The following is a 14,399-nucleotide window of genomic DNA, read 5'->3' as shown; positions in this document are numbered from 1 at the left end:
TGTAGTGCTAATTGATGACGATGAGGCAGATAACTATATTCATAAACGCGTCATAGAGAAATCTGGCAAGGCACGCGTTACACAAATTTTTAACATGGCAGATGACGCGCTCCAATGGTTTAGCAACCCCCAGCATCAAGCCGATTGTATTTTCTTGGATATCAACATGCCGGCAATAAACGGGTTTGAATTTCTTGAAAATTACCTTCAACTGGCCAACGTAAAAAAACCGTGCAGCCATACCGTGATGCTCACCTCTTCAATTGGCGAGCCAGATAAGCAAAAGGCCAAGGCCTTTGGCGTATTGCTTGAGCATAAACCGCTAACCACAGATAGGTTTATCAGCATCACACATAAATTGATTTGTGATACCTAGCTAGACACAACAGCCGCATTTCGCTAATTAACACAAAAGCCCAAAAAATGCGCGCTTCATATGGGCTCAGCAACCTCATAGCCAACTCACGGCGCCCTTTGTTGTACGCGACACCCATGCACACGCCCTCTTGCGGTTAACCTGTGACTCGCTCTGAACATCAGGCCCTGGATTTTGTAACCTGCAACTTGCTTGCATGGCGCGATAGTCACAATTTGAGCAAAACAGCACTTTAGCATTACCCCAGTATGATGCTGCCCGTCCAAACTGCTAACTCACTGATTTCCCGAAACTTTCATGTACACCCACAAGCTGGCGCGGCGATTGTCACCCGGCCATTCAACCTCACTCCGTCACAAAACCGGCAGACAACGTTGTCTTACAGGTAAAACCTATGGTACAACGTTGTCATCCAGGTGGCTGCGGGCCTGAGAGCCATGCAGTAGCGGCGCACCGTTCGGATAGCGAGTGAAGTACCTGAAGTGAAGTACCTAAATAAAACAATAAACCAAGAGGTGTAACACAATGTTTAATCAGTCCAAGCTTGGGCTGGGCGTTGCGCTTGCGTGTGCGGTGATCTCCGCTCCCAGCTTTGCAGCAGCTCCAGCTACGCCAAATATCGCCTGGCTACCAGCCACCCATGAAAGCGGGAGCAACATACTCGTGCACTGGGATATGTGGTGGGGCACCAATGGCACTCACTGGGCCCTATACAACAATGGCGCGATTCAGTGCGAAGGCCAACTCACGCCCAACGGCCAAAATGAACAAAGCGCCGAGTGCACCAGCAACTACCCGGCCGGTAGCAACCAGCTACAGGTGGCCCTGTGTAACGCCGACGGCTGCACAAACAGCAATACCGTTACCATTCAAGTTAATGAGGGCGCCACTGAAAATGCAGCCCCCCAGGTGAGTGTTAGCGCGCCTGCAAATGCCGAGGCTGGTGAAACCGTCACGCTTACCGCCAACGCCACAGATTCAGATGGCACTATTAGCAATGTAAAATTTTACGTTGATGGCAGTTTAATCAGCACAGACTCCAGCGCACCCTACAGCGCGCAATGGGCTGCAGTTGCCGGCAGCCACACAGTCAGCGCAACCGCTGAAGATAACCTTGGCGCTGTAACACAGTCTACCCAGGCCACAATTACAGTAACCACCACAGCGAATGAAAACCCAAGCATAAGCCTGCAGCCAGTAGCTGCAGATTTAATGGCAGGCCAAAACGTTACCTTCAATGCCACCGCAACAGACAGCGATGGGCACATTAGCAAGGTGAGTTTTTATTTAAACAATGCACTGCTGGCAAACGATACCACAGCGCCCTTTTCTACCAGCTGGCAAGCGGTGGCCGGTAACCACAGCCTTTATGCAGTAGCTTTCGATAACAACAATGCCAGCACCCAGTCGCTGGCGCAAACATTCACCGTGGCTGCTGATGAAAACCAGGCACCCTCGGTTAGCCTTGGGCAACTCCCCTCGCCCATCATTTCCGGCGAGCTGGTAACGCTTAGCGCAAGTGCGAGTGATTCAGACGGCAGCATTGCCGAAGTTCAGTTCTTAGTAGACAACCAATTACTTGCCACAGTTTCCACCGCCCCCTATCAAACACAGTGGCAGGCAACTACTGGCAACCACACAATTATTGCAAGAGCCGTTGATAACCAAAGTAAAACAGCCGATGCACAACAAAGTGTAAACGTTCAGCCAGATGGCGCAGTGGTTCACGAGCAGTGCCGGCCAGATGGCCTGTATAAAACACCCGGCATTGATGTGCCCTATTGCGATATTTACGACACCGATGGGCGCGAATTAATGGGCAGTGCTACGCGCCGCGTGATCGGATATTTCACAAGCTGGCGCACGGGCAACAATGGGCCTGCATACCTGGCACACCAGATTCCATGGGAAAGCTTAACGCACATCAACTATGCCTTCGCCCACGTGAACTCGGCCAATGAAGTATCTGTGGGTGCAGATTCAGCCACAAATGCCGCAACAGGCATGGAGTGGCCAGGCGTTGCCGGTGCCGAGATGGACCCGTCGTTCAATTACAAGGGCCACTTCAACCAGCTCAATAAATTCAAGAAGCAGTACCCGCACGTTAAAACGCTGGTATCTATTGGTGGCTGGGCCGAAACCGGCGGCTATTTTGAAGGTGACGGACGCGTAGACTCAGGTGGCTTTTACACCATGACAACCCATGCAGACGGCTCTATCAATTACGCCGGCATCAACACCTTTGCAGACTCTGTTGTGGCGTTTTTACGTAAATATGGCTTTGATGGTGCCGACATAGACTACGAATACCCCACCTCAATGAACGATGCGGGCAACCCGCTGGATTTTCATATTTCCAACGCAATGCGTGGCGGCCTGAACGCGTCTTACAATGTTTTAATGAAAACCCTGCGCGAAAAACTTGATGCAGCCAGCGCTGAAGATGGCAAGTACTACATGCTTACCATTGCGTCACCGTCTTCGGGTTATTTGCTGCGCGGTATGGAAGCCTTTAAATCTGTGCAATACCTGGACTATGTAAACATCATGTCATACGACTTGCACGGCTCCTGGAACCAATTTGTTGGCCCCAACGCGCCGCTGTTCGACAACGGTGAAGATTCCGAGTTACTGAAATGGAATGCCTATGGCGGCCAATACAAGAATGTGGGCTACCTCAATACCGATTGGGCGTACCACTACTTCAGAGGCTCGCTACCTGCCGGGCGCATTAACATTGGCGTGCCCTACTACACCCGCGGTTGGCAAGGGGTTGAAGGCGGCACAAACGGCCTATGGGGCGAAGCGTCGCTGCCTAATCAGGGCGAATGCCCGGCCGGCACAGGTGAAGGCGAAACCAACAAGTGCGGCTATGGCGCTATTGGTATTGATAACCTCTGGCACGATAAAAATGAAATGGGCGATGAACTGGGCGCAGGCTCAAACCCCATGTGGCATGCAAAAAATCTGGAGAACGGCATTTTAGGCAGCTATTTACAGAGCTACGGGTTAGACCCAATCAACAACCCCTACCATCAAATGCAGGGCAGTTATATTCGCCACTATAACGATGTGTTGGTAGCGCCGTGGCTTTGGAATGCCGAGAAAAAGGTTTTCCTTTCTACGGAAGATGAGCAATCGATCACCCGCAAGGCCGATTACGTTATTGACCAGGGTATAGGTGGCATCATGTTCTGGGAGCTGGCAGGCGACTACCGCTACAACGCAAACCGTGGCGAGTACGAAATGGGCCACACGCTCACCAATACCATTGCCAGCAAGTTTAGCGGCGCACCCAAATACGGCAACAAGCGCGCGGAAGTTGCCTTGCCGGGTGAGCAGCTAGACATCCGCTTTGATCTCACAAACTTTGCACTGGGCGATTCAAACTACCCCATTACGCCAGACCTGATAATTACCAATAACAGCGGTAAAGATTTACCGGGCGGAACGGAGTTTTACTTTGATATTGCCACATCAACGCCAGACAATGTGGCAGACCAAAGCGCTGCAGGTTTAGCGGTGGTTACCAATGGTTCCAATGCCGCTGGCAATAACATTGGCGGCCTGGAAAACAATTTCCACCGTGTGAAAATTGCCACGCCAAGCTACCTCACGGTAAAACACGGTGAGAGCTGGAAGGTGGTTTTAAAATACTACCTGCCGGTGTCACTGCCTTCAAACTGGGAGGTAAAAATAGGTAGCCAACGCTTCGCCTTGGCCCAGGAGTACCCCAACCTGCCTGCAGGTACCATTGAGGCAGGCACAGGCGGCAACGATGGTGACGGCAGCGGAGGCGACGGAAATACAGGTGGCAATTGCAGCAGCCAGAATGTAGATCCGGCCTCATACCCGGCCTACCCCAACTTCCCGCAAAAAGATTGGGCAGGTAACCCGTCTCATGCAAACGGTGGGGATCGCATGACACATAACCAAGCGGTTTACCAAGCCAAATGGTGGACAGCAAGCGAGCCTGGCACGGCAGATTGGGATTTGGTGTGTAGCTTTTAGGGCACACCTTTAATCCAACAATAAAAAAACGGGGCAAAAGTTGCCCCGTTTTTTTATTTAAATCTATTGGTGTTTATTTGCCTAAAGGCTAGCTGCCGCCACCAATGGCTTGTGCCAACAAGCCCTTGATAATAAAGCCCAGCAAGCAAAAACCGAGCACAATAAATAAAATAATGGTGCCGAAACGCCCGGCCTTGGACTGCTTGGCCAAATCCCAAATAATGAACCCCATAAAGCCGATCAACAGCGTAATGCCGATGTAAAGCGAATAGGTTTCGAAGGTTTCGATATCCATGGGTACCTCTATCACATCACTGGAGACGCGGGCATAAAAAAGCCCGGGCAGGCCCAGGCTTTTGGTGCAGAAGCAATGGGGGCTTCTGCGTTTTGTTTGGTCGGAACGGCGGGATTTGAACCCACGACCCCTACACCCCCAGTATAGTGCGCTACCAGACTGCGCTACGCTCCGAGATCAGCTAAACCGTTGATTTGAAAAAGATATTCCTCAACTGCCCAACCTAGAGGCGGCATAATACCGCGTTTTGAAGAGAATGCAAGCCCTTTTCAGGGCTTAAGTACCAGCAGTAATTCTTCAAGCTCACTGATCATCTGTTTGATCACATTGGCAAACTTATCGTCACCGCTCTCTACCACGGGAGCAGCCGGCGTTTCACCAGACATCTGCTGCCGGGCGCCACCAATGGTGAAGCCTTGATCATAAAGCAGAGAGCGGATTTGCCGAATGGTAAGCACATCGTCGCGCTGGTAGTAACGCCGGTTGCCCCGGCGTTTAACAGGATTCAATTGAGGAAATTCCTGCTCCCAGTAGCGCAAAACGTGCGGTTTTACGGCACAAAGCTCACTGACTTCGCCAATGGTAAAGTAACGCTTACCCGGTATAACCGGTAATTCATCGTTATTACTTGGTTCGAGCATGTTCCTCTACTCTTGCCTTAAGCTTTTGGCCGGGGCGGAAGGTCACCACGCGGCGGGCTGTAATGGGGATCTCCTCCCCAGTTTTAGGGTTTCGGCCGGGGCGCTGGCTTTTATCGCGGAGGTCGAAATTTCCGAAACCGGAAAGTTTCACTTGCTCGTTGGTTTCAAGCGCATGGCGGATTTCTTCAAAGAAGGCCTCCACCAGTTCTTTTGCTTCGCGCTTGTTTAAGCCCAGCTGTTCGTACAGTTTTTCGGCCAGATCAGCTTTAGTTAAAGCCCCGTCTGACATAGTCACCCCTTTTGCAGTGCCCTCTTACCTCAAGGTCGCTTTGAACATGGACTCCAGCTGCGCCACAACGGCCGCAACTGATGCATTGATTTCTTCGTCGTTAAGAGTGCGGGAAGGATGCTGATACGTCAAGCCCAGCCCTACACTTTTTCTATGTGGATCAATGCCTTTGCCGCTATATACGTCAAATACCTTTAAGTTTGTAAGGGCCTCACCGGCGGCGGATTTCACGGCCTCCAGCAGTGATGTAGCGCATACCTCCTGGCCTACGACTACCGCCAGGTCCCGACGCACCTCCGGGAACTTAGACAACGGCCTGAAGGCTGGCATACGCCCTTCCAGCAGCGCCTTCTGCGCAATTTCGAACACAAAGCAAGGCTCATCCAAGTCTAGCGCTTTTTGGGTACTTGGGTGCAAGCAGCCCATATAGCCCACCTTTTGATCACCCTTGTAGATGCTCGCCGTCTGCCCCGGGTGCAGCGCCGGGTGCGGCTCGGCAACAAAGCGGAAGTCGCTTAAGTCGCCATTGATACCCATTAAGCGCTCAAGATCACCCTTGAGGTCAAAGAAGTCGCACTTCTCTTTACCGTGGCCCCAGGCCTCTGGCAGTCGGTCGCCGTAGATGAGTGCTGCAAACATCGGCTCTTGGGTAAGGCCTGCAGGCCCCTTGCCGCCGGGTACGAAGGTGAGGCCCGTTTCAAACAGCCGAACCCTTGGCTGCTGGCGATTCACGTTGTGCTGTAAGGCCTGCGCCAAGCCCGGCAGCAGGCTTGTGCGCATTACGCTCATATCGGCACTGATGGGGTTAAGCAGCGATACAGCCTGAGCCTCAGGGTCAAATAACTGCTGTAGCTTTGGCTCAACAAAACTATAGGTAATAGCCTCTTGATAGCCCAGGGATATCAAAGAATCCCGCAGGCGGCCCACCGGTGTTTTTTGCTCGCTGATGGGCAGTATTGGCAAATCTGCCCTGAGGCTTGTTACCGGCAAGTTGTTATAGCCGTAGATACGGGCCAGCTCTTCCAGTAAATCTGCCTCAATGGCGATGTCGAACCGGTGGCTTGGCACCTCAAAGCGCCAGCCCTCGGCGGTTTCTTCAACGAGCCTGAGCCCCAAGCGGGTAAGAATTTCCAGCACGCGGGCATCTTCTATGGCAAAGCCCAGGCCTTCAGCAATGCGCGCACGGCAGAGGCTCACACTCCCGATGGCAGGCAGGCTTGGTGCGTGGGTAGCTTCGGTTACAGGGCCGGGCTTGCCACCTACGATTTCAAGCAATAAGGCACTCGCGCGCTCTATGGCCTGGCGTTGCAGGTTGAAATCTACACCGCGCTCGAAGCGGTGCGAAGAATCTGTGTGCAAGCCGTAGCTGCGGGCCTTGCCTGCGATCACTTCCGGTGCGAAAAATGCGCTTTCCAGCAGGATGTCTTTGGTGGCACCGGTAACAGAGCTTGGCTTGCCGCCCATAATGCCGGCAATGGCCAAGGCTTGCTTGCTGTCTGCAATTACCAGGGTATCTTCACGCAGGGTGACTTCCTGGCCATCCAACAATGTGAGCGGTTCATCTTTATGGGCCATGCGCACATTAATATCACCTGTAAGAGTATTTAAATCGAACGCATGCATGGGCTGGCCCAACTCCAGCAGCACATAGTTGGTGACATCTACCACGGCATCAATGCTGCGCACACCGCTGCGGCGCAAGCGCTCTTGCAGCCACAAAGGCGATGGCTTGGTAACATCAACATCGCGAATGATACGCGCACAATAACGACCACAGCCCGCGCTTAAGGTTGCCGCTTGCGTGTCGTCTATAACTGCAGCCACTTCAGCAATTTGGGGGGCGTGTACTTCAACACTATTGAGCACACCCACTTCACGGGCAATACCTGCTACACCCAGGCAATCTGCTCGATTTGGCGTTAAATCCACTTCAATAATTTGATCGTTCAGCGATAAAAACTCACGCAGGCATTGGCCAGCTTTGGCCTCTGCGGGCAGCTCCCAAATGCCGCTGTCGTCATCGCCTGCTTGCAACTCAGTTTGCGAGCAGAGCATGCCGAAGGATTCAACGCCACGAAGCTTGGCCTTTTTGATTTTAAAATTCCCCGGCAGTACGGCACCCACCGTGGCAAAGGGGATTTTAATTCCCGTGCGGGCATTGGGCGCGCCGCACACAACCTGCGTGAGCTCTTCACCGTGGCCGGCCACCTTACATACGCGCAGCTTATCGGCATCCGGGTGTTGTGTGATCTCAATAATTTCACCCACAACCACGCCGCTGAACTCACCGGCAACGGGTTCTACACCGTCTACCTCCAGGCCCGCCATGGTTAGCTGCTCGCAAAGCTCGGCCGTTGTAACTTGCGGGTTAACCCATTCCCGCAACCAGGATTCACTAATTTTCATGTTTTGCGTTATCCAATTCTGTTGGTCGCCTGTGCGACGAAATGCTGTTGCGCGCCTTTAAAACTGGCGGAGAAACTTAAGATCATTCTCGAAAAACAAGCGCAAATCGTTTACGCCATAGCGCAGCATTGCCAGGCGCTCTACGCCCATACCAAATGCAAAGCCTGAATAGGTATTTGGGTCTACCTTGCTTGCGGTAAACACATTGGGGTGCACCATGCCGCAGCCCATTACCTCAAGCCAGCCAGTGTTCTTGCACACCCTGCAGCCTTTGCCACCGCACTGGGTGCACTGAATGTCTACCTCGGCTGAAGGCTCGGTGAACGGAAAATACGAAGGCCTAAAACGCACGGGCACATCGGCTTCGAAAAATGCCTTTAAAAATTGATCTACCGTGCCTTTTAAATCGGCGAAGCTTATGCGTTTATCTACCACCAGGCCTTCTACCTGGTGAAACATAGGCGTGTGAGTGATGTCTGAATCACAACGGTACACCCGCCCCGGGCAAATCACGCGGATGGGCGGCTCTTGGTTTTCCATGGTGCGCACTTGCACAGGTGAAGTGTGCGTGCGCAGCACGTGGGTTTCATCCACGTAGAAGGTATCGTGCATGGCGCGAGCCGGGTGGTGCGAAGGAATGTTGAGTGCCTCGAAGTTGTGGTAGTCGTCTTCTACTTCTGGCCCCTCTTCCACCTGATAACCGGCTTGCTTAAAAATTTGGCTAATACGCTCGAGCGTTCGTGTAACCGGGTGCATTCCACCGGCCTGCTGGCCGCGGCCACTTAAGGTGACATCTATGGTTTCGCTGGCAAGGCGCGCATTAATGGCGGCTGCCTCCAGCGCATCTTTACGAGCCGATAACTTTTCCTGCACGCGGGCCTTGGCTTTGTTGATTTCAGCACCGGCGGCTGGGCGCTCTTCTGCGCTTAATTTACCCAGGCTTTTCAACAGCGCGGTAATTTTGCCTTTTTTGCCCAGGTACTCTACCCGCACGTAATCTAACGCTGCGAGGTCATCGGCTTTGGCAACCAGTTCCAGCGCTTCTTCTGTGAGCGCGACCAGGTTTTCCATTTAAACTCTCCGGAGATCAGCTAACTTGATCAAGTGTATTGCGGCGCAATACCGTGTTGTGTGCCCGCAGGCATTTTTTAAACAAAAAAGGGAAGAGGCACTGGCCCCTTCCCTTTTGAACACAATGAGGTAAAAACCTCACTACCGTGCGGCTTAAGCCAGAGCTGCTTTAGCCTTTTCCACGATAGTTGCAAAGGTCGCTTTGTCGTGTACGGCAATGTCTGCCAACACGCGACGATCCAATGCGATGTTTGCTTTCTTAAGGCCGGCGATCAGCTTGCTGTAGCTCAAACCTTCAGCGCGCGATTGCGCGTTGATACGAGTGATCCACAGTGCGCGGAAGTTACGCTTCTTGACCTTGCGATCGCGATACGCGTACTGACCAGCTTTAATAACGGCCTGCTTGGCAACACGGAATACACGTGAACGTGCACCGTAGTAACCTTTTGCGGCTTTCAGAACTTTTTTGTGGCTACGACGAGCCACTACACCACGCTTAACACGCGCCATAATCTAATCCTCTTTCTAAGGTTACTGCCAATTACTTGGCGCGGAACATACGATCTACCAATGCAACGTTATCCTTATCCAGGATATCGGTGCCGCGCAGGTGACGCTTGCGCTTGGTGGTCATCTTAGTGAGGATGTGGCTCTTGTTAGCATGCTTGTGCTTGTAGCCAGCGCCGGTTTTCTTGAAACGCTTGGCAGCACCACTGTGTACTTTAGCTTTTGCCATAATAAAACACTCCGCATTTGCGAGTTAAATAATAAAAGTAACAAGGCAGCTAAAAAGCCCGGCTACTTCTTCTTTTTCGGGGCAAGAACCATCATCAGCTGCCGACCTTCCATCTTCGGATGCTGCTCAACGACGGCATACTCTTCAAGATCGATCTCAATGCGCTTAAGCATCTCCATACCGAGCTCTTGGTGTGCCATTTCCCGGCCGCGGAATCGCAATGAAACCTTGGCTTTATCCCCGTCTTCAAGGAAACGTATCAGGTTGCGTAGTTTTACCTGATAGTCACCTACGTCCGTCCCTGGGCGAATTTTGATTTCTTTAATTTGCTGTTGTTTCTGCTTTTTCTTGGCAGCAGCCTTGGCCTTCTTGGCCTCAAACAGTTCCTTGCCGTAGTCGAGAATCTTACACACTACCGGCTCGGCATCGGGCGCGATTTCAACAAGATCGAGTGACGCAGCCTGCGCTGCAGCGAGTGCCTCGGCGATGGACACAATGCCAACCTGCTCACCGTCGGCGCCAATTAAGCGAACTTCACTCGCTTCGATTTGTTCATTAATACGGGCTTTCTTTGATTTACCGCTCTTCGCGCTATCTCGTTTGATGGCTATCGCCTCCTTTCTAATTACCCACTATGGGGCTACAACAGCAAAAGACCACTCAAATCGTGGCAGCCAACACAATGGCTGCCTACGGCCCAAGTAGCCTTATAAAGCGCTTTTTTTCGCTATCTCAGCATGTAAGCGCTCTGCCAGTTCTTCCACCGTCATGGCGCCAAGATCTTCCCCGTCACGGTTACGCACCGTTATTTTGCCGGTTTCCATCTCTTTATCGCCTACAACCAGCAGGTAGGGAACCCGCTGTATGGTGTGCTCGCGGATTTTAAAGCCGATCTTCTCGTTTCTCAAGTCCGAAAACGCCCTGAAGCCCTTGTTTTTCAAGGATTCTTCAACTTTACGCACATATTCGGCCTGATTATCAGTGATATTCAGCACCGCCACCTGTTCAGGTGCCAACCACAAGGGGAATGCGCCCTCGTAGTTTTCGATCAAAATACCGATAAACCGCTCAAAAGAGCCGAGTATGGCCCGGTGCAGCATGACCGGCACCTGGCGGGAGCCATCTTCGGCGACAAATTGCGCATTCAGGCGCCCGGGCATAGAGAAATCCACCTGAATGGTGCCACACTGCCACACCCGGCCCAGGCAATCTTTCAGTGAAAACTCGATTTTCGGGCCGTAGAAGGCACCCTCGCCAGGCAACAGGCTGTAATCCAGGCCCTTGGCCTCCAGCGCATCTGCCAGGGCTTTTTCGGCTTTATCCCACACTTCATCGCTGCCTACGCGCTGCTCCGGGCGGGTAGAAAGGCGAATGATCACATCGTTAAAGCCGAAATCTGCATATACCTTGTACAGCAGGTCTGTAAAGATGCTCACTTCATCCTGAATCTGCTCTTCAGAGCAGAAGATGTGAGCATCATCCTGCGTAAAGCCCCGCACGCGCATCAAGCCCTGCAGGGTGCCCGAGGCCTCGTTGCGGTGGCAGCTGCCGAACTCAGCCAAACGGATTGGCAGTTCTTTGTAGCTTTTTAAACCCTGGTTAAACACCTGAATGTGGCAGGGGCAATTCATGGGCTTAACCGCGTAATCACGGGCCTCAGACTCCACAGTAAACATGTTATCGCGGAACTTATCCCAGTGGCCGGAACGCTCCCACAGGCTGCGATCAACAATTTGCGGCGTCTTGATTTCCTGGTACCCATTTTCGCGCTGGATCTTGCGCATATACTCTTCAACAGCCGTATAAATAGCCCAGCCGCGGGGGTGCCAAAACACCATGCCCGGGGCCTCTTCCTGAATGTGGAAGAAATCGTACTTCTTACCCAGCTTGCGGTGATCGCGCTTTACCGCCTCTTCCAAAAACTTAAGGTGCGCCTTAAGGGCCTTTTTATCAGCAAAGGCGGTGCCGTAAATGCGCTGAAGCATTTTGTTATCGGAATCGCCACGCCAATAGGCGCCAGATACCCGCATTAGCTTGAAGTACTGACAAAAACGCATATTCGGCACGTGGGGGCCGCGGCACATATCCACGTATTCTTCGTGATGGTAAAGGCCGGGGGTTGCATCTTTGGGGATGTCGCGCTCTAAAATCTCAAGCTTGTAGGGCTCTTCACGCTCGGTGAAAGCAGCCACCGCTTCCTGCCAGCTCACGCGCTTTTTCACTACGTCGTATTCGGTTTTGGCAAGCTCCAGCATGCGCGCTTCAAGCTTGGCTACATCGTCGTCGTTAAGCGGGTGATCCAGGTCTATATCGTAGTAAAAGCCGTTTTCAATGGTGGGGCCAATGGCCATTTTGGCATTGGGCCACAGCTGCTTGATGGCATGCCCCAACAGGTGGGCGCAAGAGTGGCGGATGATTTCAAGGCCATCTTCATCGCGGCCGGTAATGATTTCGAGCTTGGCATCTTGCTCGATCATTTCGCAGGCATCTACCCGCTCACCGTTTATACGGCCGGCAATGGTGGCTTTAGCCAGGCCCGGGCCAATATCCAGGGCTACGTCCATTACAGACACGGGGTTATCAAAACGGCGCAGAGAGCCATCGGGAAGCGTAATAACAGGCATGAATATATTCCTGACTACAGTGGTGACCCCTACCAAAGGCCACGTGATAAGAAGGCAGCGTACTGCCGGCGAGAGGCGGTATTATAGGGCGTTAGGGGTAAAGGGCAAGGCGCAATACCAGGCCCACAAGGCCGGGCCACCCACAACAAAATATAAACCTAAGCTATTGATAGCCTTACACCTTGTTGGTAGAGTACGCGCCTTCTCAGGACTATAGCTCAGTTGGTTAGAGCGCTACCTTGACATGGTAGAGGTCCCCGGTTCGAATCCGGGTAGTCCTACCACGCTTTTTATCAAAAAGGCCAGCCTCATCGGCTGGCCTTTTTGATTAGTGTACAGTTCACAGCTTACAGGAAAAGCAAAAGCAAGAGCGGCACGGCAATAAGCCAACGCTTTGCCCTTCGCCTTTGCTTTTCGCCCTTCCTGTAAGCTGTAAACTGTCAACTCAACACTTAGCGCAAAGCGCTGCCCTTCCTGTTAACTGTAAACTGTTAGCTCAATACTTAGCGCGAAGCGCGCAAAGCGCTACCCCATCACACGCAGCCTCCGCCAAACACCCAAGCCCTGCCCTCAGCTCTCCTGCAAACGCGCGCTGCACGTAGGGTTCGCCATGCACTACGCGCACATAGGCAGGTTGCGCGGCTTTGCAGAAGGCCAATAAGTCACTGCGATCTGCGTGGGCGGAATAGCCGCCCAAGGTATGCACGGCTGCACGAATATTGAAGCGCTCGTGATCCAGCTCTACCCAGCCGCCTTTGGGGCCGTAAATTTGAATGGCACGCCCTGCAGTACCGGCGGCCTGGTAGCCTACAAAAATAATATCCGTAGAGGGCTCCCCAATAAGCGCCTTTAAATAATTGAGCATCCGGCCGCCGGTACACATGCCGCTGGCAGCAATCACAATGGCAGATTCCTTATGCTGCGCCAGCCGGTTTAGCAGTGCCTCGTGCTGGGCGTGGCTATCAATAATTACCAGGTTGTGAAAATCCAGCGGGTTCCTGCCACTGGCTAACCGGCCCTTGGCCTCTTCATCCCACAGGCGCTTAAGCTGCTCGTAGCCCTTGGTGAATTTGGCAGCCATGGGGGAATCTACAATTACCGGCAAACGGCTAAGCGTACTTTCGCGCCCTTCGGCAAGGCGGGCAAACATGGCCTCTAGCTCGTATAACAGCTCTTGCGTGCGCCCAATACTGAACGCCGGTATTAGCGTGGTGCCGCCATTTGCCAGGGTTTTGCGTACCAGGGCCTCTAGCCGCAGCTGGCGGGTTGCACGCTGCTCGTGTTCACGGTCGCCGTAGGTGCTTTCTACAACCAGAACGTCTGCTCTGGGCGGTGGGGTTGGGTCTGGCAGTAGCGGGGTGTGAGGCGCGCCGAGGTCGCCACTGAACACAACAGTTGCGCGCGGTTTTTCGCCTGCATGTGGCGCCACCACCTCGGCCGGTACATCAAGCACCGCGTAGGCCGAGCCCATAATATGGCCCGCGCATTCAAAGCGCAGGGTTACCGCTTGGGCTTCAAATTCGGGCAGAAAAATGGTTTGGCCGTAGGCCAAGGGCACCAACCGAGATTGAATGACGGCCAAAAAACGCTCAATTACTGCCTCATCACGCGTAACGCCAAGCTTTAAGGCATCCTCCAGCACCTCGGGCAACAGCAGCGCTGTGGCCTGAGTGCAGTAAATGTTGCCTGCAAAGCCCGCAGCCAATAGCGCCGGTATACGCCCCACGTGATCAATATGGCAATGGGTAACCACAAGGCAGCGGGCTTTCGTGCAATCAAAGCCAAGGGTGAGGTTAGAAGAACGCCCCTCCGCTTCCCCCTGAAATAGGCCACAATCAACCAACAGCGAAGCAGCCGGCATGATAAAAAGCTCATGGCAAGAGCCAGTAACCCCCGCACGGGCACCATGGTGAATTAACTTCATATATTCCTCCCTGAATAATTGCATAC

At 52.9% G+C, this 14,399-nt stretch carries 12 protein-coding genes and 2 tRNA genes; 3 read left to right on the top strand and 11 right to left on the bottom strand.

Features of this window, described 5'->3' with window-relative positions; all coding sequences use genetic code 11:
• Positions 1-4: 4 nt before the first annotated feature.
• Positions 5-376 carry a response regulator gene (locus L1F30_RS08510; protein ID WP_253361616.1) on the top strand — a complete coding sequence of 124 codons (372 nt, stop codon included), beginning with the start codon at positions 5-7 and terminating at the stop codon, positions 374-376.
• A 525-nt stretch (positions 377-901) separates the two neighbouring features.
• The gene (locus L1F30_RS08505) at positions 902-4,387 is read left to right on the top strand and encodes a chitinase C-terminal domain-containing protein (RefSeq protein WP_253361614.1); all 3,486 of its coding nucleotides are present in this window, start codon (positions 902-904) and stop codon (positions 4,385-4,387) included.
• Between the two features lie 88 nt (positions 4,388-4,475).
• Here the strand turns inward: L1F30_RS08505 and L1F30_RS08500 are convergent, their stop codons facing one another.
• The 10 genes from L1F30_RS08500 to thrS all read right to left on the bottom strand — a co-directional run bounded on the left by L1F30_RS08500 (position 4,476) and on the right by thrS (position 12,449).
• Positions 4,476-4,682 (bottom strand): DUF2788 domain-containing protein, encoded by a 207-nt coding sequence (locus L1F30_RS08500; protein WP_253361612.1) that lies wholly within the window; start codon positions 4,680-4,682, stop codon positions 4,476-4,478.
• Positions 4,683-4,779: 97 nt separating this feature from the next.
• A tRNA-Pro gene (locus L1F30_RS08495) sits at positions 4,780-4,856 on the bottom strand.
• 95 nt (positions 4,857-4,951) lie between these two features.
• The gene (locus L1F30_RS08490; protein WP_253361610.1) at positions 4,952-5,323 is read right to left on the bottom strand and encodes a MerR family transcriptional regulator; all 372 of its coding nucleotides are present in this window, start codon (positions 5,321-5,323) and stop codon (positions 4,952-4,954) included.
• The gene (gene ihfA, locus L1F30_RS08485; protein WP_183910263.1) at positions 5,307-5,612 is read right to left on the bottom strand and encodes an integration host factor subunit alpha; all 306 of its coding nucleotides are present in this window, start codon (positions 5,610-5,612) and stop codon (positions 5,307-5,309) included. Before ihfA ends, L1F30_RS08490 begins: the two co-directional genes overlap by 17 nt.
• Positions 5,613-5,636: 24 nt before the next feature.
• On the bottom strand, positions 5,637-8,018 hold the full coding sequence (pheT, locus tag L1F30_RS08480; RefSeq protein ID WP_253361608.1) for a phenylalanine--tRNA ligase subunit beta: 2,382 nt from the start codon (positions 8,016-8,018) through the stop codon (positions 5,637-5,639).
• Positions 8,019-8,075: 57 nt separating this feature from the next.
• Entirely contained in the window at positions 8,076-9,089 is a 1,014-nt protein-coding gene (gene pheS / locus L1F30_RS08475) for a phenylalanine--tRNA ligase subunit alpha (RefSeq protein ID WP_253361606.1), read from the bottom strand.
• A gap of 153 nt (positions 9,090-9,242) precedes the next feature.
• Positions 9,243-9,599, bottom strand: a complete 357-nt coding sequence (gene rplT, locus L1F30_RS08470; protein ID WP_253361604.1) for a 50S ribosomal protein L20 — start codon at positions 9,597-9,599, stop codon at positions 9,243-9,245.
• A gap of 31 nt (positions 9,600-9,630) precedes the next feature.
• Complete coding sequence (rpmI, locus tag L1F30_RS08465; protein ID WP_253361602.1) at positions 9,631-9,825, bottom strand: 50S ribosomal protein L35; 195 nt, start codon at positions 9,823-9,825, stop codon at positions 9,631-9,633.
• Positions 9,826-9,887: 62 nt separating this feature from the next.
• Positions 9,888-10,430, bottom strand: coding sequence for a translation initiation factor IF-3 (gene infC, locus L1F30_RS08460; protein WP_253361779.1), 543 nt, complete (start codon positions 10,428-10,430; stop codon positions 9,888-9,890).
• Positions 10,431-10,532: 102 nt separating this feature from the next.
• Positions 10,533-12,449, bottom strand: a complete 1,917-nt coding sequence (gene thrS / locus L1F30_RS08455) for a threonine--tRNA ligase (protein WP_253361600.1) — start codon at positions 12,447-12,449, stop codon at positions 10,533-10,535.
• Positions 12,450-12,656: 207 nt separating this feature from the next.
• On the opposite strand from thrS, the gene L1F30_RS08450 reads away from it, so the two are divergent.
• A tRNA-Val gene (locus L1F30_RS08450) sits at positions 12,657-12,733 on the top strand.
• A gap of 212 nt (positions 12,734-12,945) precedes the next feature.
• On the opposite strand, the gene L1F30_RS08445 is transcribed toward L1F30_RS08450, so the two are convergent.
• The gene (locus tag L1F30_RS08445; RefSeq protein WP_253361598.1) at positions 12,946-14,373 is read right to left on the bottom strand and encodes an MBL fold metallo-hydrolase RNA specificity domain-containing protein; all 1,428 of its coding nucleotides are present in this window, start codon (positions 14,371-14,373) and stop codon (positions 12,946-12,948) included.
• Between the last annotated feature and the right edge of the window lie 26 nt (positions 14,374-14,399).

The sequence above is a fragment of the Simiduia sp. 21SJ11W-1 genome, from assembly GCF_024138675.1.
Classification (GTDB): domain Bacteria; phylum Pseudomonadota; class Gammaproteobacteria; order Pseudomonadales; family Cellvibrionaceae; genus Simiduia.
The sequence above is the reverse complement of the archived record's forward strand: the minus strand, read 5'-3'. Positions and strand labels throughout refer to the sequence as shown.

Coding starts and splice junctions, on each gene's coding strand:
- L1F30_RS08505 (WP_253361614.1), top strand. CDS start 902: ATGTTTAATCAGTCCAAGCTTGGGCTGGGCGTTGCGCTTGCGTGTGCG.
- L1F30_RS08500 (WP_253361612.1), bottom strand. CDS start 4,682: ATGGATATCGAAACCTTCGAAACCTATTCGCTTTACATCGGCATTACG.
- L1F30_RS08490 (WP_253361610.1), bottom strand. CDS start 5,323: ATGCTCGAACCAAGTAATAACGATGAATTACCGGTTATACCGGGTAAG.
- ihfA (WP_183910263.1), bottom strand. CDS start 5,612: ATGTCAGACGGGGCTTTAACTAAAGCTGATCTGGCCGAAAAACTGTAC.
- pheT (WP_253361608.1), bottom strand. CDS start 8,018: ATGAAAATTAGTGAATCCTGGTTGCGGGAATGGGTTAACCCGCAAGTT.
- pheS (WP_253361606.1), bottom strand. CDS start 9,089: ATGGAAAACCTGGTCGCGCTCACAGAAGAAGCGCTGGAACTGGTTGCC.
- rplT (WP_253361604.1), bottom strand. CDS start 9,599: ATGGCGCGTGTTAAGCGTGGTGTAGTGGCTCGTCGTAGCCACAAAAAA.
- rpmI (WP_253361602.1), bottom strand. CDS start 9,825: ATGGCAAAAGCTAAAGTACACAGTGGTGCTGCCAAGCGTTTCAAGAAA.
- thrS (WP_253361600.1), bottom strand. CDS start 12,449: ATGCCTGTTATTACGCTTCCCGATGGCTCTCTGCGCCGTTTTGATAAC.
- L1F30_RS08445 (WP_253361598.1), bottom strand. CDS start 14,373: ATGAAGTTAATTCACCATGGTGCCCGTGCGGGGGTTACTGGCTCTTGC.